We start from the raw sequence: 22,384 nt of genomic DNA, 5'->3' as shown, positions 1-22,384 counted from the left end.
AGATCCATCGGACCCTCCACATCCCATCGCTCCACTGACCCCACGGAGTCCTCGCATGCCCTCTTCAGACACGCAGGGAACGAACAGCACGGCACAGCGCGGACAGCAGGCGACGAACGACACCATGGACGAAGGGGGCCCCGGGCCGCTGAACCCGGTCTGGCTCCGCACCTTCGTCGAGGTCTACCGGGCGGGCTCGTTCGGAAAGGCGGCCCGCCGACTGCGGATCTCGCAGCCCGCGGTCACCCAGCAGATCCGGGTGCTGGAACAGAGGGCGGGCGTACGGCTGTTCGTGCGGCACGCCACGGGGTCCAAGCCGACACCGGCCGCCGACCAGCTCGCCCGCGACGCCGAAGGGCCGGTGGCCGCACTGGACTTCGTGCTGGAGCAGCACTTCGGCATCGGCGACCAGACCCGGCGGCTGCGGCTGGGCGCCCCGAGCGACCTGATCAGTGACCGGATCCTGCCCGTACTCGCGAGCATGCTCAAGGACCGGGTCGAGTTATGCACCACGCTCGCCCAGTCCGACAAGCTTCTTTCCCAACTCGTCTCGGGACAGCTGGACATCGTCGTCGCCCGGACCCGACCGCGTCTCAAGGGAATCACCGCGCTGCCCCTGTACGACGAGGAATGCAGCCTCGTCGCCTCCCCGGACCTCGCACGCACCATTCCCGAGGGCCTGCTCACCTACGACACTCCGCATGTGCTGGCCGATTATCCCCTCGTCGCCTTCTCGGAATCCCTGCCGCTCATCGACCACTACTGGTGGTCGGTGTTCCACGCCTCCTCGCCCGCGGCGCCCGATGTGGTGGTGCCCGACCATCGTGCGGTGCTCGCCGCTGTCAGAGCGTCGGTGGGCATCACCGTGGTTCCCACCTACCTCTGCGCCGACGACTTCGCGCGCGGCACACTGGTACACCTCCTGAAACCCGAGATACCACCGATCACCACCACCTACCTGGCGACGCGCGAGGGTGACATCACCCGTCCCCAGGTGTCCGCCGCGCACAGCAAGCTCCTTGAGTGCGGCCGTACCTGGAACTGACTCCCCGGTCCGGGTACGGCCCCCGCCGCCCGGACCGGCCCCCCACCGCTCCCGGACGGAGACCGTCGTCGCGCGCCGCGCGCCGACCGGGTCCGTCGGCTGAACGGCGCCGGCTCGACACCGGCCGGCGCTGTCCGGTGGAACTCGCGGTCCGTGGAGTGGCCACCGCTCGTGGTGTCCTCGTGGCGTCCTCGTGGTGTGGGTCCCTCGGGTGGCCCGTAGGTCGTCACCCGCCTCGTGGACTCCTTAGAGGCCCCGGGGTCGATCGGCGCGGGGTCGGGTTCCGGCCGCGGTGTGCCGTGCGCCGGCGCCGCGACCGGCTGCCGTTGTCTTCCGGCGGGCTCAGGGCCGACGGGCGGCGATCAGCCCGTATCCGATCTGCGGGAGGTCACCGAAGCGCTCGATGATGTCGGCCGCCTCGGACAGTTCCTCGCTGAAGGCGCCGTCGGCCGTGTCCTTCGTCCGCCGGATGACCTCGGCCGCCAGGGTGTGGCTGCGCCGGACGTTCTCGCCGATGTCGAGCGTCTCGACGATCTCCAGTCCGGCCTTGACCATGTGCGCGGTGTACTCCTCGGCGTCGCCGATGGGCGGAATCTGGAAGAGCCTGCGGTTGTCCGCGACGATCTGGGCTTCCCGCGGGCTCAGTTCACCGTGCTGGTAGGGGTTCGCGACCACCAGGAGGCCGCCGGGACGCAGGACGCGGGCCGCCTCGGCGACGGCGGTGGCGCGGTCGGACATGTGCAGGAAGGACTCGATGGCGTACACGCGGTCGAACCGCGCCTCGTCGAAGGGGAGGGCCATGCCGTCGGCCCGGCGGAACGCGACCTGCCCGTTGCCCTCGCCCACCTCGGGCAGCGCACCGGCCACCTCGACCTGCTGGGCGCTGATGGTGACACCGGTGACGTGCACGGACCACTTGCCCGCGATACGGGTCGCGGGTTTGCCGCTGCCGCAGCCGATGTCCAGCACCCGGTGGCCCGCGGACAGCGCGAGCCGCTCGGCGACCATATCGGTCAGCGTGTCGGTGGCCTCCTCGACCGAGGAATCGTCGTCGTTGTCGCGCCAATAGCCGAGGTGAATATTGCCCCCCATCACTTCGGAGAGGAGATCGGTCGACTGGTCATACATGTTCCCCACATCCGCCGAGGTGGGTATGTGCTGGTCGGCCATCTCTGATACACCCTTCCCAACTCCCTGCCGATGCCTCCGCACCGACCGAACCGGCACGCTACAAACCACCAACTCCCTTTGTCAACGGAGCACATAGAATTTCAGCGGCATCCGTTCTCGCGCCATGGTGAAAATCCACCGTATCTCGATCTCCTCATAGGCCAGGTTATCGGCCGCATGCCGAAAGATATTGGACAGTGCGGCAGGCATCAAGGTCTACTGACGTCGCGAGACCTCACCGACAACGACCGGTCCGCGCCCTGTCGGTCCCGGCCAGGTGGTCAGCGGGGGCCGCGCAGGGCCGGTGAATGGCCCGGATCTCGCACACAGCGACCCCTCACACATGGCGGTCTTGTTCTCGATATCGCAATGCAGTCACATTCTGACCTGCGACACGTACCTCGCTGCTCGTCCCGCCGTCGGCCGTTGGGGAGTTTCATGAGTACCGCCCGGACGTTCCCGCACGAATCAGCTCACATACCTGACGAACCGATCGCGGTGGTCGGCCTGTCCTGTCGTTTTCCCGGCGCCCCGAATCCGGCGGCATATTGGGGGCTCCTGCGCAACGGGGAAAGCGCCGTACGTGAAGCCCTGCCGGCACGGCGGCACCATTCCACCGGCTCGGCCGGATTCCTGGACCACGTCGACCTGTTCGATCCCGATTTCTTTGACATCTCGCCCCGCGAGGCGACCGCCATGGACCCGCAGCAGCGGCTGGCCCTCGAACTGAGCTGGGAGGCCCTGGAGGACGCCGGGACCGTCCCTGCCGACCTGAGGGACCGTGAGGTCGGCGTCTTCGTCGGCGCCATGTGGGACGACTACTCCGCGGTCACACACCGGCTCGGGGCCGGATCGGCGGGGCGGCACAGCATGACCGGCCTCCACCGCGGCGTCATCGCCAACCGCGTGTCGTACACCTTCGATCTGCGCGGCCCGAGCATGGTGCTCGACACCGGACAGTCCTCCTCGCTCGTGGCCGTCCACACGGCTGTCGAGAGCTTGCGGCGCGGCGAGTCGGCTCTCGCGCTGGCGGGCGGGGTGAACCTCATGCTCGCCCCCGAGAGCACGCTCCACTCGGAGCGGTTCGGCGGGCTCTCCCCGGACGGGCAGTGCTTCACCTTCGACGCCCGCGCCAACGGATACGTCCGTGGCGAGGGCGCCGGTTTCGTCGTCCTCAAGCCGCTCTCCCGGGCCCTCGGCGACGGCGACCACGTCTACTGCGTCATCGAGAGCACCGCGATGAACAACGACGGCGCGGGCGAGGGGCTGACCGTGCCGACCTCCCGCGGGCAGCAGGAGGTCCTGCGCTCGGCGTACGGGAGGGCCGGTGTCGATCCGGCCACCGTGCAGTACGTGGAGCTGCACGGCACCGGTACGAAGGCGGGTGACCCGATCGAGTCCGCCGCCCTCGGCGCGGTGCTCGGTGCCGACCGCCGGGCCGGGGACGCGCCGCTGCTGGTGGGGTCGGTGAAGACCAATATCGGGCACCTGGAGGCCGCCGCCGGTGTCGCCGGTCTCATCAAGACGGCGCTGAGCATCGAGCACCGGGAGATTCCGCCGAGCCTGAACTTCGTCACGCCGAACCCGCTCATCCCCTTGGCCGAGTGGAACCTGCGCGTGCAGACCGAGCCGGGCCCGTGGCCGCGTCCTGACGGCCTCCTCCTGGCCGGTGTCAGCGCTTTCGGCATGGGCGGCACGAACTGTCATGTGGTGCTCTCCGACGCTCACCGGGCGCCGGTCCCCGCGAGTGACGGGCCGCCGGCAGGGAGCCCGTCGGCGGGCAGCCCCGCGCTCCTGCCGTGGGTGGTCTCCGGTCGATCGCGCGCCGCGCTCCGCGCGCAGGCCGGACTCCTCCACGAGCGGCTCGCCGCCGACCCGGCGCAGGACCCGGCGAGTGTCGGGGTCTCGCTCTCCCGGCACCGCACCGCCTTCGAGGAACGCGCGGTCGTCCTGGGCGGTGACCGCGGTGCCCTCCTGGGCGGTCTTGAGGCGCTCGTCCGGGACGCGCCCGCCCCGAACCTGGTGCGCGGATCCGCCCGCGGGGCGGGTGGGACGGCCTTCCTGTTCACCGGGCAGGGCAGCCAGCGCCCGGGGATGGGGCGTCAACTGTACGCCCGCGTTCCGGTGTTCGCCGAGGCCCTGGACGAGGTGGCCGCCCAGTTCGAGGGCCGGCTCTCCCACCGGCTCCAGGATGTGATCTTCGCGGAGCCCGGTACGCCCGAGGCCGCGCTCCTGGACCGGACCGACTTCACCCAGGTCTCGCTCTTCGCGCTGGAGGTCGCGCTCTTCAGTCTGGTGCGGCGGTGCGGACCGCGCCCCGACTTCCTGCTCGGCCACTCCGTCGGCGAACTGGTGGCCGCCCAGGTGTCGGGGGTGCTGTCCCTGGCGGACGCCTGCACCCTGGTCGAGGCGCGCGGGCGGCTGATGCGGCGGGCCACCGGGGGCGGCGCCATGATCGCCCTCCAGGCCGACGAGCGCGAGGTGCGCGCGGCGCTGCCGGGCCCGGACGGCCCGGTCTCCGTCGCCGCCGTCAACGGACCGCTGGCCACCGTGATCTCCGGTGACCGGGAGGCCGCCGAGCGGGTCGCCGAGGAATTCGCGGCCCGGGGCCGCAAGACCAAGCGGCTCACGGTCAGCCACGCCTTCCACTCACCGCACATGGACGGCGTGCTGGAGGAGTTCCGCTCCGTCGCCGCCCGGCTGACCTACCACGCTCCCGCGATCCCGGTGGTCTCCAACGTCACGGGCGCGCTCGCCACGGCCGAGGAACTCGGCTCACCCGACTACTGGACCCGGCACATCCGTACCGCCGTACGGTTCCTCGACGGGGTCCGCCTGCTGCGGGCCGAAGGCGTCACCAGCTACCTGGAACTCGGCCCCGGCGGACTGGCCGCGATGGCCAGGGAAGGGCTCGCGGACGGGAACACGCCGACCGGCGCCGCGGTCGTCCCCCTGTTGCGGGACCGGCAGCCCGAGGACCGTACGGTCACCACCGCGCTCGCCGAGGTGTTCGTACGCGGGGCGCGGGTGGACTGGCAGGCGCTGACCGGTTGGACCGGCGAGCGGACCGGTCTGCCGACATACGCCTTCCAGCGTCGGCCGTTCTGGCTGGCGGACGCCGACGGGGCGGCCGGCACCGGAGCCGGGGAGCCGCGGACCACGGACGACGCCTCCCCCGCCGTGGAGGACGCCACGGACGACGCCTCCCCCGCCGTGGGGACGGCCGCTACGCCGCAGGCGCGCGTCCACGGAGCGGCGGCGGATCTCCACGAGGTGGTGGGGGCGAGCGTGGCGTCGGTGCTCGGGCACCTCTCGTCCGACACCGTCGAGATGGACCGCACGTTCAAGGAGCTGGGTTTCGACTCGCTCACCGCGGTGGAGTTCCGCGACCGGGTGGCCGAGGCCACCGGTCTGGAGCGCCTGGCGCCGACTCTGATCTACAACCACCCGACGCCCGAGGAGCTGGTGCGCTTCCTGCGGGGCGAACTGTCCGGCGAGCAGCCCGCCTCCGAGGGGCCCCGGCGGAGGGCGGCGGCGGGGGACGAGCCGATCGCGATCGTGGGCATGGGCTGCCGTTTCCCCGGGGGCGTGAGTTCACCGGAGGACCTGTGGCGCCTCGTCTCCGAGGGCCGGGACGCCATTTCCGGGTTCCCCTCCGACCGCGGCTGGAGCACGGAGGCGCTCAGCGACCCGGAGAACCCGGAGGTCCGGTACGCGCGGGAGGGCGGATTCCTCTACGACGCCGCCGCGTTCGACGCGGAGTTCTTCGGGATCAGTCCACGCGAGGCCCTCGCCATGGACCCGCAGCAGCGACTTCTGCTGGAGACCGGGTGGGAGGCGCTGGAGCGGGCGGGAATCGTCCCCACCTCCCTGCGGGGGCGCCAGGTAGGGGTGTTCGCGGGCGCGACGGCCCAGGACTACGGGCCCCGGCTGGGCGAGCCAGGACAGGGGGCCCAGGGCTATCTGCTGACCGGCAACACCGCCAGTGTCATCTCGGGCCGGCTGTCGTACACCCTCGGCCTGGAGGGACCGGCCGTCACCGTGGACACTGCCTGTTCCTCCTCGCTCACGGCGCTGCATCTCGCGTGCGGGTCCCTGCGGCGCGGCGAGTGCGCGATGGCGCTGGCCGGTGGCGTGACCGTGATGGCGACGCCCGGCATGTTCGTGGAGTTCGCCCGGCAGCGCGGGCTGGCGCCCGACGGCCGTTGCAAGCCCTTCGCCGGGGCCGCCGACGGGACCGGCTGGAGCGAGGGGGTGGGGATGGTGGTGCTGGAGCGTCTGTCGGACGCCCAGCGGCACGGACACCAGGTGCTGGCGGTCGTCCGCGGCTCCGCCGTCAACCAGGACGGGGCCAGCAACGGCCTGACCGCCCCGAACGGGCCCTCGCAGGAGCGGGTGATCCGGCAGGCGCTGAGCGACGCCGGGCTGTCCGCTCAGGACATCGACGCCGTGGAGGCACACGGCACGGGCACGAGGCTGGGCGATCCGATCGAGGCGCAGGCGCTCGTGGCCACGTACGGGCAGGGCCGGGACGGCGCGGCGCCGTTGTGGCTCGGCTCGGTCAAGTCGAACATCGGTCACACCCAGGCGGCGGCGGGGATCGCCGCGGTCATCAAGATGGTGATGGCGCTGCGGCACGGGCGGCTCCCCGCCAGCCTGCACATCGACGAGCCGACGCCGCATGTGGACTGGTCGGCGGGTTCGGTGGCGCTGCTGACCGACGCGGTGGAGTGGCCGGAGGGCGAGCGGGTACGCCGGGCGGGCGTCTCCTCGTTCGGCATCAGTGGGACGAACGTCCACGCCATCCTCGAACAGGCCCCGGCCGCCGGACCGGCCGCCGTCGCGACGCGGGAGCCGCAGGGCCCCGAGGACAGGGCCGCTCCGCGGGCGGCGGCCGTACCGTGGCTCCTGTCGGCGAAGACCCCCGAGGCCCTGCGCGACCAGGCGATGGGGCTGCGGGCGCGTCTCGACGGCCGCGACGGCCTCGCCCCGGCCGACGTGGGTCTGTCGCTGGCCACCACGCGGGCCGTCTTCGAGCACCGCGCCGTGCTGACGGGCGCGGACCGGAGCGAACTGCTGGCCGCCCTGGACGCGCTGGTGCGGGACGCCCCGTCCGACCGCGCGGTCCGCGGCCGGGCGGAGAGCGGCACCCGGACCGTGTTCGTCTTCCCTGGGCAGGGGGCGCAGTGGGCGGGCATGGCCGTGGAACTCCTCGATTCCTCGGCCGTGTTCCGCGCGCGGATGGAGGAGTGCGACGCGGCGCTGGGCGCCGTGGTGGACTGGTCGCTCCTGGAGGTGTTGCGCGAGGCCCCCGGGGCGCCGACGCTGCGGCGGGTCGACGTCGTACAGCCCGCGCTGTTCGCGGTGATGGTGTCGCTGGCCCGGCTCTGGGAGTCCTACGGGGTGCGTCCCTCCGCCGTGGTCGGGCACAGCCAGGGCGAGATCGCCGCGGCCTGTGTGGCCGGAGGGCTCTCCCTCGCGGACGCCGCGAAGATCGTCGCGCTGCGCAGCCTGGCCCTGACCGCGGTTTCCGGTCTGGGCGGCATGGTGTCGGTGTCGCTGTCCGTGGAGCGGATACGGCAACTGCCGTGCTGGGACGCGCGTCTCGACATCGCGGTGATCAACGGGCCGTCCTCGGTGGTGGTCTCCGGGGAGCAGCGGGCGCTGGAGGAACTGCTGGCGGCGTGCGCCGCCGAGGGCGTGCGGGCCAAGCAGATACCGGTGAGCTACGCGGCGCACTCCGCGCAGGTCGAGGCCATCCGCGAACGCCTGCTGGAGGTCCTGGACGAGGTGGAACCGCGCTCGGGCGACGTCCCCTTCTATTCGACGGTGACCGGGGAGCTGCTGGACACCCGTGAGCTGAACGCCGAGTACTGGTACCGCAATCTGCGCGAACCGGTCGAGTTCGAGCGGACCATGGGGACGGTCCTGAAGAAGGGCCGGACGCTGCTGGTCGAGATCAGCCCGCATCCGGTGCTGGGGGTCGGCGCGCAGGAGGCGCTGGAGACCTTCGGCGGGTCGGGCGCCGTGGTCGGCTCGCTGTACCGGGGGGACGGCGGTCCCGGGCGGTTCCTGACCTCCCTCGCGCAGGCGTTCGTTCTCGGAGCGCCGGTGGACTGGCGGGCGGCCTTCGCCGGGTCCGGCGCCGCGCCGACCGATCTGCCGACGTACGCCTTCCAGCGGCGACGGTACTGGCTGACGCCCGAGGCGGCTCCCGAGGCGGCTCCCGCGACGGCGGGGAACGGCGCGGACGAGCGGTTCTGGGACGTGGTGGAGCGCGGGGACGCGCGGGAACTGGCCGCCGAGGTCGGCCTCGGTGAGCCGGAGGCCGTGCGGGCGTTGTTGCCGGCGCTGGCCGCGTGGCGCCGTCGCCAGCGCGAGGAGGCCGCCGTCGGCTCCTGGCACTACCGGACCGCGTGGCAGTCCTTGCCGAAGGCGGGGGCGGGCTCGCTGTCCGGCCGGTGGCTCGTGGTGGTCCGCGAGGGCGCCGAGCGGGAGCAGCCGGCCGCGGCCGTGCTGGAGGTGCTGGACAGGAGCGGCGCGGACGTGGTCGCGCTGGCCGTGCCGCCGGGGCTGGGACGGCGGGAGCTGGCCGGGCGGTTGCGGTCCGCGTCGCCAGGCGACGGCGGTCCGGCCGGTGTACTGGCGCTCCCGGCGCCGGACGCGGGGCGGGTGCCCTCGGCGGCCGGGCACTGCGCGGACGTGACGCTCGTCCAGGCACTCGGCGACAACGGCTGGTCCGCGCGGCTGTGGTGCGTGACCCGGGGCGCCGTCACCGTAGGAGCCGGTGACCCGGTGACCGCGCCCGCGCAGACGCAGGTCTGGGGGCTCGGGCGGGTCGCCGCGGTGGAGCACCCCGAGCGGTGGGGCGGTCTCGTCGATCTGCCCGCGGAGGCGGACGCCAGGGCGCTCGGGCAGTTGCCGGGCGTACTGGCCGGTGTGTACGGAGGGGACGGCGAGAACCAACTCGCGGTGCGCGTCGAGGGAGTGTTCGGACGCAGGCTGCTGCGCGCGCCGGAGGCGGCCACCGGGCGGCCGTGGGTGCCCCGGGGCACCGTGCTGATCACCGGTGGCACCGGAGCGCTCGGCGGTCACACCGCGCGCTGGCTGGCCGGTAACGGCGCCGAGCACCTCGTGCTGGTCAGCCGCAGCGGTCGCGACGCCGTCGGCGCAGCCGTGCTGGAGAGCGAACTGGCCGCACTCGGCGCCCGGGTCACCACGGTGGCCTGCGACGTCACCGACCGCGAGGCGCTGGCCGGGCTGCTGGCCGGGCTCGACGCCGACGGCAGCCCGCTCAGGGCGGTCGTCCACGCGGCCGGGAGCATCGAGAAGGCTCCGCTCGACTCGCTGACGCCGTCGCGGTTCGCGGCCGTGCTGGGAGCGAAGGCGGACGCGGCGCACCATCTGCACGAACTCACCCAGGACCGGGATCTGGACGCCTTCGTGATGTACTCCTCCGTCTCCGCGCTGTGGGGAGGCTCGGGCTACGGCGGCTACTCGGCCGCCAACGCCTACCAGGACGGTCTCGCGGAGTACCGCAGGGGGCGGGGGCTCCGTGCGACCTCCGTGATCTGGGGTCCGTGGGCCGAGGACGGGATGACCTCGCGCGACGGCATGGAGCGGGAGCTGGCCCGTCAGGGGCTGCGTCTGCTGGCCCCTGACCGCGCGATCGAGGCCCTGCGGTCGCGCGTCGGGGACGACCCCTCGCCGGTCGTCGCCGACGTGGACTGGGAGACGTTCTACGCGGGCTTCTCCTCGACGACCCCGAGCCGGCTGTTCCACGAGGTACCGGAGGTGCGGCGGGCTCTCCTGGAGACGCCGTCCCGGACCGGCGCGGCGGACGCGGCGCCCGCCGAGACCCTCGCACGACAACTCGGCGCGCTGCCCGCCCGCAAGCGCCGGGCGGCGACGTCCCGGATCGTCGCCGCCCAGGTGGCGGCCGTACTCGGGCACGCCGACGCGGGCCGGATCGGGGACCGTTCGCCGTTCAAGGAGCTGGGCGTCGACTCGGTGATCGCGGTGGAGCTGCGCAACCGGCTCCAGGACAGGACCGGCCTGAGTCTGCCCGTGACCGTGGTCTTCAACCACCCGTCGCTGGAGAGGCTGGTCGACTTCCTCATCGCCACCGCGCTCCCGGAGAGCGGGATCGAGAGCGGCCGGGAGGACCACGCGGAATCGGCAGGCGAAAGAGAAATGAAACGCGAGAGGGACACGCATGAGGCAGAGCAGAAGATAAACGAGATGGACGCCGAAGAATTGGTGCGGCTCGTACTCGGCGAAGATTAGGAACACACCGAAAAGAACGCACTCCCGAGGCAATCTATCTGTGAGGACCCATGGCCACGTCGCCGGATAAGATCGTCGATGCCCTGCGCACGTCTATGAAGGAGACGGAGCGGCTGCGGCAGCAGAACCAGGAGCTGGTCGCCGCCGGGCACGAGCCGGTGGCCATCGTCGGGATGGGCTGTCACCTCCCCGGCGGCGTGCGGACCCCGGATCAGTTCTGGCAGCTCGTCTCCTCGGGCGGCGTCGCCGTCTCCGGTTTTCCGACGGACCGCGGCTGGGACCTCGACGCCTTGTTCGACGCGGACCCGGACCGTCCGGGAACCGTGTACACGAGGCACGGCGGTTTCCTCGACGATGTGGCCGGATTCGACGCGGAGTTCTTCGGGATAAGCCCTCGCGAGGCGGTGGCGATGGACCCGCAGCAGCGTCTTCTGCTGCACACCTCGTGGGAAACGCTGGAGCGGGCCGGAATCGACCCGGCGACGCTGCACGGAAGCCGGACGGGCGTCTACATAGGAACGGCTTTCCAGGATTACGCGACCCGGGTACGGCCGGCCGATCTCAAGGAATACGAAGGGTATTTCCTGACCTCGGGGGCGGCGAGCGTGCTGTCCGGCCGTATCGCGTACACCCTCGGTCTCGAAGGCCCCGCGGTCACCTTCGACACGGCGTGCTCGGCGTCGCTGGTGGCGATCCACGCGGCGTGCCAGGCGCTGCGCCGCGACGAGTGCTCCCTCGCGCTGGCCGGCGGCGTCACCGTGATGACGACCCCCGCTCAGCTGCAGGGCTTCAGCAGGCAGCGGGGGCTGTCCGCGGACGGGCTGTGCCGGTCGTTCGCGGCGGCGGCGGACGGCACGGGCCTTTCCGAAGGCGTCGGCGTCCTGCTCCTGGAGCGGCTCTCCGACGCCCGGCGGCTCGGTCACCGCGTGCTGGCCGTGGTCCGCGGGAGCGCGACGAACCAGGACGGCGCGAGCAATGGCCTGTCCGCGCCGAACGGGCCCGCGCAGGAACGGGTGATCCGTCAGGCCCTGTCCGACGCCCGGCTCGCCCCCTCCGAGGTGGACGCGGTCGAGGCGCACGGCACCGCGACCACCCTGGGCGACCCGATCGAGGCGCAGGCCCTGCTGGCCACCTACGGCCGCGACCGCGACGATCGGCTGTGGCTGGGCTCGGTGAAGTCCAACGTGGGGCACACCCAGGCGGCGGCCGGGGTGGTCGGCGTCATCAAGATGGTGCTGGCGATGCGGCACGGCGTGCTGCCGCGGACCCTGCACGTCGACGAGCCGACCCCGCACGTGGACTGGTCCTCGGGCCGGGTGGAGCTGCTGACGCGCGCGACCGAGTGGCCGGAGACCGGCCGTCCGCGCCGCGCCGGGGTGTCGTCCTTCGGGATCAGCGGCACCAACGCGCACGTGATCCTGGAGCAGGCGCCGACGGGCGACACTCCCCGGGCCCTCGCCGCGACACCGCCCGAGGTGATCCCCTGGGTCCTGTCCGCGCGGGGGCAGGACGCCCTGCGCGACCAGGCGCGCAACCTGCTGTCCTGGCTGGATGACCACGACTCGCTCACCGCGGCGGACGTCGGGCACGCGCTGGCCACCACCCGTTCGGTCTTCTCGCACGCCGCCGCCGTCGTCGCGGGGAGCGGCGAGGAGTTGGTCCAGGGGCTGACGGCGCTGGCCGAGGACCGGCCCGATCCGCGGGTGACGCTCCGCGGGGCGGCCCGCGGGAAGCTCGGGTTCCTGTTCACCGGCCAGGGCAGCCAACGCGTGGGAACGGGGCGCGAGCTGTACCGGAGCCACCCGGTCTTCGCGCGGGCCCTGGACGCGGTGTTCGCCGCCCTGGACCCGCATCTGGACCGGCCGCTTCGTGAGGTGATGTTCGAGGCGGAGGGCACCGGGGGTGCGCTGGACCGGACCGAGTACACCCAGCCCGCCCTGTTCGCGCTGGAGGTCGCGCTCTTCCGGCTGTTCGCGCACTGGGGGGTACGCCCGGACCAGGTGGCGGGCCACTCCATCGGCGAGGTGGCCGCCGCCCACGTCGCCGGTGTCCTGTCCCTGCCGGACGCGGCGACCCTGGTGGCGGCGCGCGGCAGGCTGATGCAGGCCCTGCCAGAAGGCGGTGCCATGACCGCCGTACAGGCCACCGAGGAAGAGGTGGCGCCGCTGGTGGCGGAGCGCGCCGACCGGATCGGCCTGGCCGCGGTGAACGGCCCGGCCTCCCTGGTGGTCTCCGGCGAGGCGGCGGCCGTGCGCGAGGTCGGCGCCCACTTCGCCGCCCTGGGCCGCAAGACCAAGGAACTCACGGTCAGTCACGCCTTTCACTCACCGCTGGTCGACGCCATGCTGCCGGAGTTCCGCCGTGTCGTCTCCGCGCTGTCCTTCCACGCCCCCGACATCGCCGTCGTGTCCACGCTCACCAGCGAGGAGGTCACGGCGGAGGAGATCCGGACACCGGAGTACTGGGTGCGTCACGTCCGCGGGACCGTACGGTTCGCGGACGCCCTGCGCGTCATGGAGGCCGAGGGCGTCCACACCTTCCTGGAACTGGGGCCCGACGGCGTGCTGTCGGCCATGGGCAGGGACACGCTCAGCGGGGCGGCCGATGTGACCCCGGCGCTGCGCGCGGACCGGGCCGAACAGCTCTGTGTCACCACCGCGCTGGCCGGGCTGCACGGCCGGGGCGTCGCGGTGGACTGGAACGCCTTCTACGACGTGTCCGGGGGGCAGCCGGCGGAGCTGCCCAGCTACCCCTTCCGGCTCGGCCGCCACTGGCTGAACGCCCCGGCGTCCTCGGAGGTCGTCGGCTCCGCGGGCCTGAGCGCGGGCGGCCACCCCCTGCTCGGCGCGCGGGTCTCCCTGGCGGACGAGGACGAACTCGTCTTCACCGGACGGCTCTCGACGAGCGCGCACGCCTGGATCGCCGACCACAAGGTGTTCGACAGGACCGTGCTCCCCGGTACCGCCTACCTCGAACTGGCGCTGCACGCGGGCGAACGGGTCGGGCTCGACCGGGTGGAGGAGCTGACGTTCCACACCCCGCTGGTCCTGCCGGAACGGGAGGCCGTCACCCTGCAGATGCGCGTGGGGGCGGCGGCCGAGTCCGGGCAGCGGACGCTGAACCTGCACTCGCGTGCGGACGGCGGTGCGGACGGCGAACCGTGGACCCTGCACGCCACCGGGGTGCTCGCCGCGGCCACCGCGTCCGCGGCCGGGAACCTGGCCACCTGGCCGCCGAGCGGCGCCCGGCCGCTGGACGTCGGCGGGCTCTACCCGCTGATGGCGGAGACGGGCCTGGACTACGGGCCGGTGTTCCAGGGGCTGCGGGCCGCCTGGCGGCGCGGTGACGAACTGTTCGTGGAGGCGTGCCTGCCGGGCGACGCGGCAGCCGAGGACTTCGGTGTGCATCCCGCGCTGCTGGACTCGGCCCTGCACGGCGTCGCGCTGGATGTCGTCCTGCCCGGCTGGGACCGGGCCCGGCTGCCCTTCGCCTGGCGCGGGGTCACCCGGTACGCCACCGGCGCGCCGGTCCTGCGCGTGCGGCTGGCCCCGGTCGGTGAGGACGCGGTCTCGGTGATGGCCACCGACGAGACGGGCGAGCCCGTGCTGTCGGCCGAGGCGCTCGTCCTGCGCCCGGCCGGTCGCGACCGGATCGGCGCGGCCGGATCCGCCGCCCACGACCGGCTCTTCCAGCTGAGCTGGGAGACGCTCGCCCCGGCGGCCGCGGACACGACGGCCCCGTCGTCCTGGGCGGTCGTGGCCGCCGAGGACGACGTGCCGCTGTCGCGTCTCGCCGTCGCACCCCGCGCCGTCCACCGGGACCTGGACTCGCTCGGCCGGGCGACGGCGGCCGGCCAGGAGGCCCCCGACGCGGTGCTCGTCCCCTGCCACGCGGGCACGCTCGCGGCCGCCGACCGCCCCGACGCGGTCCGCGCCGCCGCCCACCGGGTGCTCGGCGTCGTGCAGGCGTGGCTGGCCGACGAACGCTTCGCCGGCCGCAGGCTGGTCCTCCTCACCCGGCGGGCCGTCGCGGTGGGCACGGAGGACGTGCTCGATCTCGCGCACAGCGCCGTCTGGGGGCTGGTGCGCAGCGCCCAGTCGGAGAACCCCGGCCGTTTCGTCCTGGTCGACCTGGACGGCGAGGAGGACTCCTACCGTCTGCTCGCCGCGGCCCTCGCCTCCGGTGAGCCGCAACTGGCCGTGCGGGCGGGCGCGCTCAGGGTGCCCCGGATGACACGCCCGCGCCGGGAACGGGCCCTGCCGGTGCCCTCGACCCCCGCCTGGCGGCTGGGCGTCGGCAGCGGCGGGACCCTCGACCACCTCGCCCTGGCGGCGCACCCCGAGGCGACCGGGCCGCTGGCCCCCGGCCAGGTACGGGTGGCGGTGCGGGCCGCCGGCCTGAACTTCCGTGACGCCCTCAACGCGCTGGGCATGTATCCAGGAGAGCCGGGTCCGCTCGGTGTGGAGGGCGCCGGTGTCGTCGGCGAAGTGGGCCCCGGGGTCACCTCGGTGGCCCCGGGCGACCGGGTGCTGGGCATGATCTTCGGCGGGATCGGTCCGGTGGCCGTGACCGACGAGCGGCTGCTCGCCCGGGTTCCGGACGGCTGGTCCTTCGCGGCGGCGGCCTCCGTTCCCGCCGTATTCCTGACCGCCTACTACGCGCTGACCGAGCTGGCGGATCTGCGGCCCGGCCAGTCGGTGCTGGTGCACGCCGCGACCGGCGGCGTCGGTACGGCCGCCGTCCAGCTGGCCCGGCATCTGGGCGCCGAGGTGTACGCGACGGCCGGGCCCGCGAAATGGGGCGCGCTGCGGGCGATGGGCCTGGACGAGGCGCACATCGCCTCCTCCAGGACGCTGGAGTTCGAGGAGAAGTTCCGGCGGACCAGCGTGGGGCGGGGCGTGGACGTCGTCCTCGACTCGCTGGCCGGTGAGTTCGTCGACGCGTCCCTGCGGCTGCTGTCCCCCGGCGGCCGGTTCCTGGAGATGGGCAAGACCGACGTACGGGACGCCGCGGTGGTCGCGGCCGAGCACGACGGCGCGGCCTACCGGGCGTTCGACCTCGTCGACGCCGGGCCCGACCGCATCCGGACGATGCTGGACGAGGTGCTCGGCCTGTTCGGGCGTGACGTGCTGCGCCTGCCGCCGCTGACCACCTGGGACGTGCGCCACGCGGCCGAGGCCTTCCGGTTCGTCAGCCAGGCACGCCACATCGGCAAGGTGGTGCTCACCGTGCCCTCCGGTCTCGATCCCGAGGGCACGGTCCTCGTCACGGGCGGCACCGGGGCCCTCGGCTCCGCCGTGGCCCGCCGACTGGTGGAGCGGCACGGTGTGAAGCACCTGACGCTGGCCGCCCGCCGGGGTGCCGAGGCCCCCGGCGCGGACGCCCTGGTGGCCGAACTCACGGCGCGGGGCGCCGTCGTGACCCTCGCCGCCTGCGACGTCACCGACCGCGCGGCGCTGCGGCGACTGCTCGACTCCGTGCCGGCCGCCCATCCGCTGACCGGCGTCGTCCACACGGCCGGGGTGCTCGACGACGGCGTGCTGGCCGCGCTCACCCCCGGGCGGCTGGACACCGTACTGCGCCCCAAGGCGGACGCCGCGCTGCTCCTCGACGAGTTCACCCGGGACGCGGATCTGTCGGCGTTCGTCCTCTTCTCCTCGACCGCGGGTGTGCTCGGCGGCGCGGGGCAGGCGAACTACGCCGCGGGCAATACCGTCCTGGACTCCCTGGCCGCTCACCGCGCGGCCGTGGGGCTGCCCGCACTGTCCCTGGCCTGGGGGCCGTGGGCGGACTCCGGGAGCATGCTCGGCGGGCTGGGCGACGTGGACCTGGCGCGGCTGGGCCGCACCGGCCTGGTGCCCCTCTCGGACGCGGAGGGCCTGGATCTCTTCGACGCCGCTCTCGCCTCGGGCGAGGCGGCCCTCATCCCGGCCAGGGTCGACGGATCCGCCCTGCGCCGGATACCGGCCGAGGAGACGCCGCCCGTGCTCCGCGGGCTCGTCAGAGCGCCGAAGCGGCGGGCGGGCCGGGGTGCGGCGAGGCCCGCGGCGGCCGCGGCGCTGCGCGAGCGGCTGGCGGCCCGTACCGGTGCCGAGCGGGAAGAGATCGTCCTCGACCTGGTGCGTACGCACGCGGCGGCGGTACTGGGCCACGCCGACGGGGCGACGGTCGTCTCCGGCCTCACGTTCAAGGAGCTGGGTTTCGACTCGCTGACCGCGGTCGAGCTGCGCAACCGGCTGGCCGGGGCCGTCGGCGCACCGCTCTCGTCCACCCTGATCTTCGACCACCCGACGCCCACGGCGCTGGCCCGGCATCTGGAGACCGAACTGCTGGGCGCCGCGCCGGTGGAGGCGGGAGCCGCGGCCACCCCCGCCGCGCGGCCGGTGGACGACGATCCCGTCGCCATCGTGTCGATGAGCTGCCGCTATCCCGGGGGCATCGCGACACCGGAGGACCTGTGGCGGCTCGTCATCGACGAGTCCGACGTGGTGTCCCCGTTCCCGGACGACCGCGGCTGGGACGTGGAGAGCCTGTACGACCCGGACGCGACCCGGCCGGGGACCACGTACGTACGGGTGGGCGGCTTCCTCGACGACGCCGCGCGGTTCGACGCGGAGCTGTTCGGGATCAGTCCGCGTGAGGCGCTGGCCATGGACCCCCAGCAGCGGCTGCTGCTGGAGACCTCCTGGGAGGTGCTGGAGCGGGCCGAGATCGACCCGACGTCGCTGAAGGGCAGCTCGGTCGGGGTGTTCATCGGCGCCGCTTCGCAGGGCTATCCCTCGGACCCGCGGCAGACACCCGACGATCTGGGCGGCTATCTGCTGACCGGCAGTACGGCGAGTGTCATGTCCGGCCGGATCGCCTACGTCTTCGGCGTGGAGGGGCCCGCGGTGACCATCGACACCGCCTGTTCCTCCTCCTTGGTCGCGCTGCACATGGCGGCGCAGGCCCTGCGGCAGGGCGAGTGCTCGCTCGCCGTGGCGGGAGGAGCCGCCGTCATGGCCGCGCCCGACATCTTCCTGGAGTTCAGCCGTCAGCGCGGGCTGTCCCCGGACGGCCGCTGCAAGGCGTTCGCCGCGTCGGCGGACGGCACCGGCTGGGGTGAGGGCATCGGCACGATCCTGCTGGAGCGTCTGTCGGACGCGCGGCGCAACGGACACCCCGTCCTGGCCCTCGTCCGGGGCTCCGCGATCAACTCCGACGGAGCCAGCAACGGCCTGACCGCGCCCAACGGCCCTTCCCAGCAGCGGGTGATCCGGCAGGCGTTGGCCAACGCCCGGCTGTCGGGCGGCGACGTCGACGTGGTGGAGGCGCACGGCACGGGCACCAAGCTCGGTGACCCCATCGAGGCGCAGGCCCTGGCGGCGACGTACGGGCGCGATCGGGAGAAGGACCGTCCGCTGCGGCTGGGCTCGGTGAAGTCCAACATCGGCCACACCCAGGCGGCCGCGGGAATGGCCGGCGTGATCAAGATGGTGACGGCGATGCGGCACGGAACACTCCCCCGCACCCTGCACGTCGACCGGCCCACTCCGGAGATCGAGTGGGCGGACAGCGGGCTGTCCCTGCTGACCGAGACCGTCCGGTGGCCCGAGACCGGGCAGCCCCGGCGCGCCGCCGTCTCGTCCTTCGGCATCAGCGGCACCAACGCCCACGTGATCATCGAGCAGGCGCCGCCCCCGGCCGCCGGGCCCGGCCCGGCGCCGGACGCGGTCGCCCCCCTGCCCGTCGTGCCCTGGACGCTGTCGGGCAAGAGCGCCGGGGCGCTGCGCGCCCAGGCGGACCGGCTGCTCTCCCGTCTCCGCGAGAGGCCCGGATTCGAGGTGGAGGGGATCGGCCGGTCCCTGGCCACGACCCGCGCCACGCTCGATCACCGTGCCGTGATCCTGGGCGACGGGGCCGAGGCCATGCTGGCCGGTCTCACCGCGCTGGCCGGGGACCGCGACCTGGACTCCGTCGTACGGGGGCGGGAACGCGGCCGGGGCAGGACCGTGTTCGTCTTCTCCGGGCAGGGCTCGCAGTGGCCGGGGATGGCCGCGGAACTCCTCGACGGATCCGAGGTGTTCGCCGCCCGGATACGGGAGTGCGAGGCGGCCCTCGCGCCCTTCGTCGACTGGTCCTTGACGGCTCTGCTGCGGCGGGCCGACGACGCTCCCTCGCTGGACCGGGTGGATGTCGTCCAGCCCGCCCTGTTCTCCGTCATGGTGTCGCTGGCGGCCCTGTGGCAGTCCCTCGGCGTACGGCCGAACGCGGTGATGGGTCACAGCCAGGGGGAGATCGCCGCCGCGTGCGTGGCCGGGGCCCTGTCCCTCGACGACGCGGCCAGGACCGTGGCACTGCGCAGCAAGGCGCTGGCCGCGATGTCCGGCGAGGGCGGCATGATGTCCGTGGCGCTGGGCGAGGACGACATCTCCCGGCTGGTGACACGCTGGGAAGGCCGGCTGTCGGTCGCCTCGGTGAACGGCGCCTCGTCCACGGTCGTCTCCGGCGACCCGGACGCGCTCCAGGAACTGGAGAGGCGCTGCAAGCTCGACGGGACACGGACCAGGACGCTCCCGGTGGACTACGCCTCGCACTCACCGCAGGTCGAGCGGGTACGGGAGCGGCTGCTGCGGGAGCTGGCGCCGATCGCCCCGCGGCCCGCCGAGGTCCCCTTCTACTCGACGGTCACCGGCACGGAGCTGGACACGACCGCGCTGGACGCCGACTACTGGTACCGCAACCTCCGCGAGACCGTCCATCTGGAGCGCGTCACCCGGCTGCTCCTGGAGCGCGGATTCGACGTCTTCGTCGAGGCCAGCCCGCACCCCGTGCTGACCATGGCGATCCAGGAGACCATGGAGGCCGCGAACGCGCCCGACGGGCAGGCGGTCGGTTCGCTGCGCCGCGGCGACGGAGGTCTCGGGCGCTTCCTCACCTCGGCCGCGGAACTGCACACCCGTGGTCTGCCGGTGGACTGGCCGGCGCTCTTCCGGGGGCCGCGCGGCGGCGCCGGTGAGCTGCCGACCTACCCGTTCGGCGGCGAGCGGTACTGGCTGGAGCGCTCCGGCGGTCCGGGGGACATGGCCTCGGCCGGTCTGGGGCCGGCCCACCACCCGCTGCTCGGCGCCGTGGTGGCGCTGCCCGGCTCGGCGGGCACGATCCTGGCCGGACGGCTGTCGACGCGGGCCCAGCCGTGGCTCGCCGACCACACGGTGCTGGACACGGTGCTCCTGCCCGGCACCGCACTGGCCGAACTGGCGCTGCGCGCCGCCGAGGAGACCGGCTGTGACACGGTCGAGGAGCTGACGCTCCTGGAGCCGCTGGTCCTCGACGGTGACGGTGGCGTACAGCTGCGCGTGACGGTCGAGGAAGGGGACGAGGCCGGGCGTCGCTCCGTCGAGGTGCACTCGCGGCCCGAGGCCGCGCCCGAGGACGCGCCGTGGGCACGGCACGCCGTGGGTGTGCTCGGCACGGGGCCGTCCGCTCCGCCGGACGCTCCGCGCGACGCGACGACACCGTGGCCGCCCCCGGACGCGGAACCGGTGGCCCTGGACGACGGGTACACGGCGCTGGCGGCGGCAGGACTCGGCTACGGACCGGCCTTCCAGGGGCTGCGCACCGTCCTGCGGCACGGTCAGGACCTCTTCGCCGAGGTGAGTCTCCCGGACGCGGAACAGGCCCGGCACTACGGAGTGCACCCGGCCCTCTTCGACGCCGCGCTGCACGCGATCGTCCTGGGCGGGCTGGTGGGCGAGGTCACCGAACCGCTGCTGCCGTACGCCTGGAAGGGGGTGCGCCTGCACGCCCCGGGGGCCGCTTCGCTACGGGTACGGCTGTCGCCTGCCGGGCCGAGGACGGTGTCGCTCACGGCGACCGACGCCTCCGGCGCTCCGGTGCTCTCGGTCGATTCGCTGATGGTGCGGCCGGTATCGCCGGGCGGCATCGAGAACGCCCGCGGCGGGCACCACCGTTCGCTCTTCCGGGTCACCGGTGAGCGGCTGGCGCTACCGGCGTCGGCCGCGCCGGTCGCGGGGACCTGGGCCGTACTGGGCCCGGAAGCGGCGCCGTTGGGCGGCGCCCCGCAGGCGACCGGGGTGCGGTGCGAGCGGTACGGGGACCTGGCCGCGCTGGCCGAGGCGCTCGCCTCGGGAGCCGAGCCGCCCGAGGTGGTCCTGGTGCCCTTCGCGAGCGGCACCCGGCACGGCACGGATCCGGCCGGATCCGTGCGGTCGGCCACCCACCGCGCGCTGGCGCGGATCCGGGCCTGGCTCGCCGACGAGCGGTTCGCCGCCTCGCGGCTGGTCTTCGTCACCCGCCACGCCGTGGCCGCCACCGCCGACGACGGGGCGCCGCGCGACCTGACCCACGCTCCGCTGTGGGGACTGGTGCGCTCCGCCCAGTCGGAGCATCCGGGGCAGTTCTGCCTGCTGGACACGGACGACGACGAGGCGTCGCGCCGGGTGCTGGCGGCGGCCGTGGCGTCCGGCGAACCCCAACTCGTCCTGCGCCGGGGCCTGGCGCTCGCCCCGCGGCTCAGCCGCGTCCCGTCCGTGCCGCAGGAGGCGGCCGACCGGCCGCTCGCCGCCGAGGGCACCGTCCTGATCACCGGCGGGACCGGCGGCCTCGGCGCGCTGCTCGCCCGCCATCTGGTGGCCCGGCACGGCGTGAGGGGACTGCTGCTCACCAGCCGCGGCGGCCCCGCGGCGGCGGGCGCGGCCGAGCTGGAGGCGGAACTCGTCGCCCTGGGCGCCCGGGTCACGGTGGCGGCGTGTGACGTGGCCGACCGGGAGGCCCTGGCCTCGCTGCTGGGCCGGGTCCCGGCGGAGCATCCGCTGACGGCGGTGGTGCACGCCGCCGGGGCGCTGGACGACACGGTGCTGACCTCGCTGACCCCCGAGCGCGTGGACACGGTGCTGCGGCCCAAGGTGGACGGGGCGCTGAACCTGCACGAACTGACCCGGGACGCCGGACTCGCGGCCTTCGTGCTCTTCTCCTCGGCCGCCGGGGTGCTGGGCACCGCGGGACAGGGCGGCTACGCGGCGGCGAACACCTTCCTGGACGCCCTCGCGCACGACCGGCGGGCCGCCGGTCTGCCCGGCACCTCCCTGGCGTGGGGGCTGTGGGAGCGGCGCAGTGGTCTCACCGACGGTCTGTCGGACCAGGATCTGCGCCGGATGGCGCGGTCGGGGGTCGGGCGGCTTCCCACCGACGAGGGTCTGGCGCTGTTCGACGCGGCTCTGCGGGCGCCGGAGGCGCTGCTGGTGCCGATGAGGCTGGACATCGCGGCGGTCTCGGCCGCGAGCGAGGCCGCTCCGCTGCCGTCGGTGCTGCGCGCCCTGGTCAGGGCCGGGCGGCGGCGCGGCGGCTCCGGAACGGCGTCGGGACCGGTCCAGCCGTTCGGGGAGCGGGTGGCCGCGCTGCCGCCCGAGGAGCGGGACCGGTCGTTCCTGCGGCTGGTGCGGGAGCAGGCGGCGACCGTGCTGGGGCTCGCCTCCGCGGAGGCCGTACAGGACAGCCGGGGATTCCTCCAGATGGGATTCGACTCCCTGACAGCGGTCGAGCTGCGCGGCCGGCTGAGCACGGCCACCGGCCTGCGCCTGCCCTCGACGCTGGTCTTCGATCACCCCACCCCCGCGGAGACGGCCCGCTACCTGCGGGAGCGGCTCTTCCCCGAGAGCCGGCCGCTCACCGGTCAGGAGGCGCGGGAACAGGAGTTCCGCGAGGCGCTGGCCACGATTCCGATCGCACGTCTGCGCCAGTCCGGCCTGCTGGCGGATCTGCTCAGGCTCGCCGGTGTCGACGAGGACCCGCGCGACACGACGGACGGCGAGCAGCCCGGCTTCGACGACATGAACGTCGACGATCTCGTGAGATCGGCCTTCGGCGGGGACAAGTCCTGAT

4 protein-coding genes are annotated in these 22,384 nt (G+C 73.8%); 3 read left to right on the top strand and 1 reads right to left on the bottom strand.

The annotated features are described in order from the left end of the window. The first annotated feature begins 55 nt into the window (after positions 1–55). Positions 56–1,045, top strand: a complete 990-nt coding sequence (locus DVH02_RS01785; RefSeq protein ID WP_114621878.1) for a LysR family transcriptional regulator — start codon at positions 56–58, stop codon at positions 1,043–1,045. A 342-nt stretch (positions 1,046–1,387) separates the two neighbouring features. Here DVH02_RS01785 and DVH02_RS01780 read toward each other — a convergent pair whose 3' ends face one another. Continuing rightward, positions 1,388–2,215, bottom strand: a complete 828-nt coding sequence (locus DVH02_RS01780; RefSeq protein WP_114621877.1) for an SAM-dependent methyltransferase — start codon at positions 2,213–2,215, stop codon at positions 1,388–1,390. Between the two features lie 438 nt (positions 2,216–2,653). Between DVH02_RS01780 and DVH02_RS01775 the strand changes: the two genes are divergently transcribed. Together DVH02_RS01775 and DVH02_RS01770 are read left to right on the top strand one after the other, a co-directional pair. Continuing rightward, positions 2,654–10,501, top strand: a complete 7,848-nt coding sequence (locus DVH02_RS01775; RefSeq protein ID WP_114621876.1) for a type I polyketide synthase — start codon at positions 2,654–2,656, stop codon at positions 10,499–10,501. Between the two features lie 50 nt (positions 10,502–10,551). Beyond that, on the top strand, positions 10,552–22,383 hold the full coding sequence (locus DVH02_RS01770) for a type I polyketide synthase (RefSeq protein WP_114621875.1): 11,832 nt from the start codon (positions 10,552–10,554) through the stop codon (positions 22,381–22,383). The last annotated feature ends 1 nt before the right edge of the window (position 22,384 follow it).

Origin of the sequence: Streptomyces corynorhini, from assembly GCF_003346515.1 — a bacterium.
GTDB lineage: Bacteria > Actinomycetota > Actinomycetes > Streptomycetales > Streptomycetaceae > Streptomyces > Streptomyces corynorhini.
The sequence above is the reverse complement of the archived record's forward strand: the minus strand, read 5'-3'. Positions and strand labels throughout refer to the sequence as shown.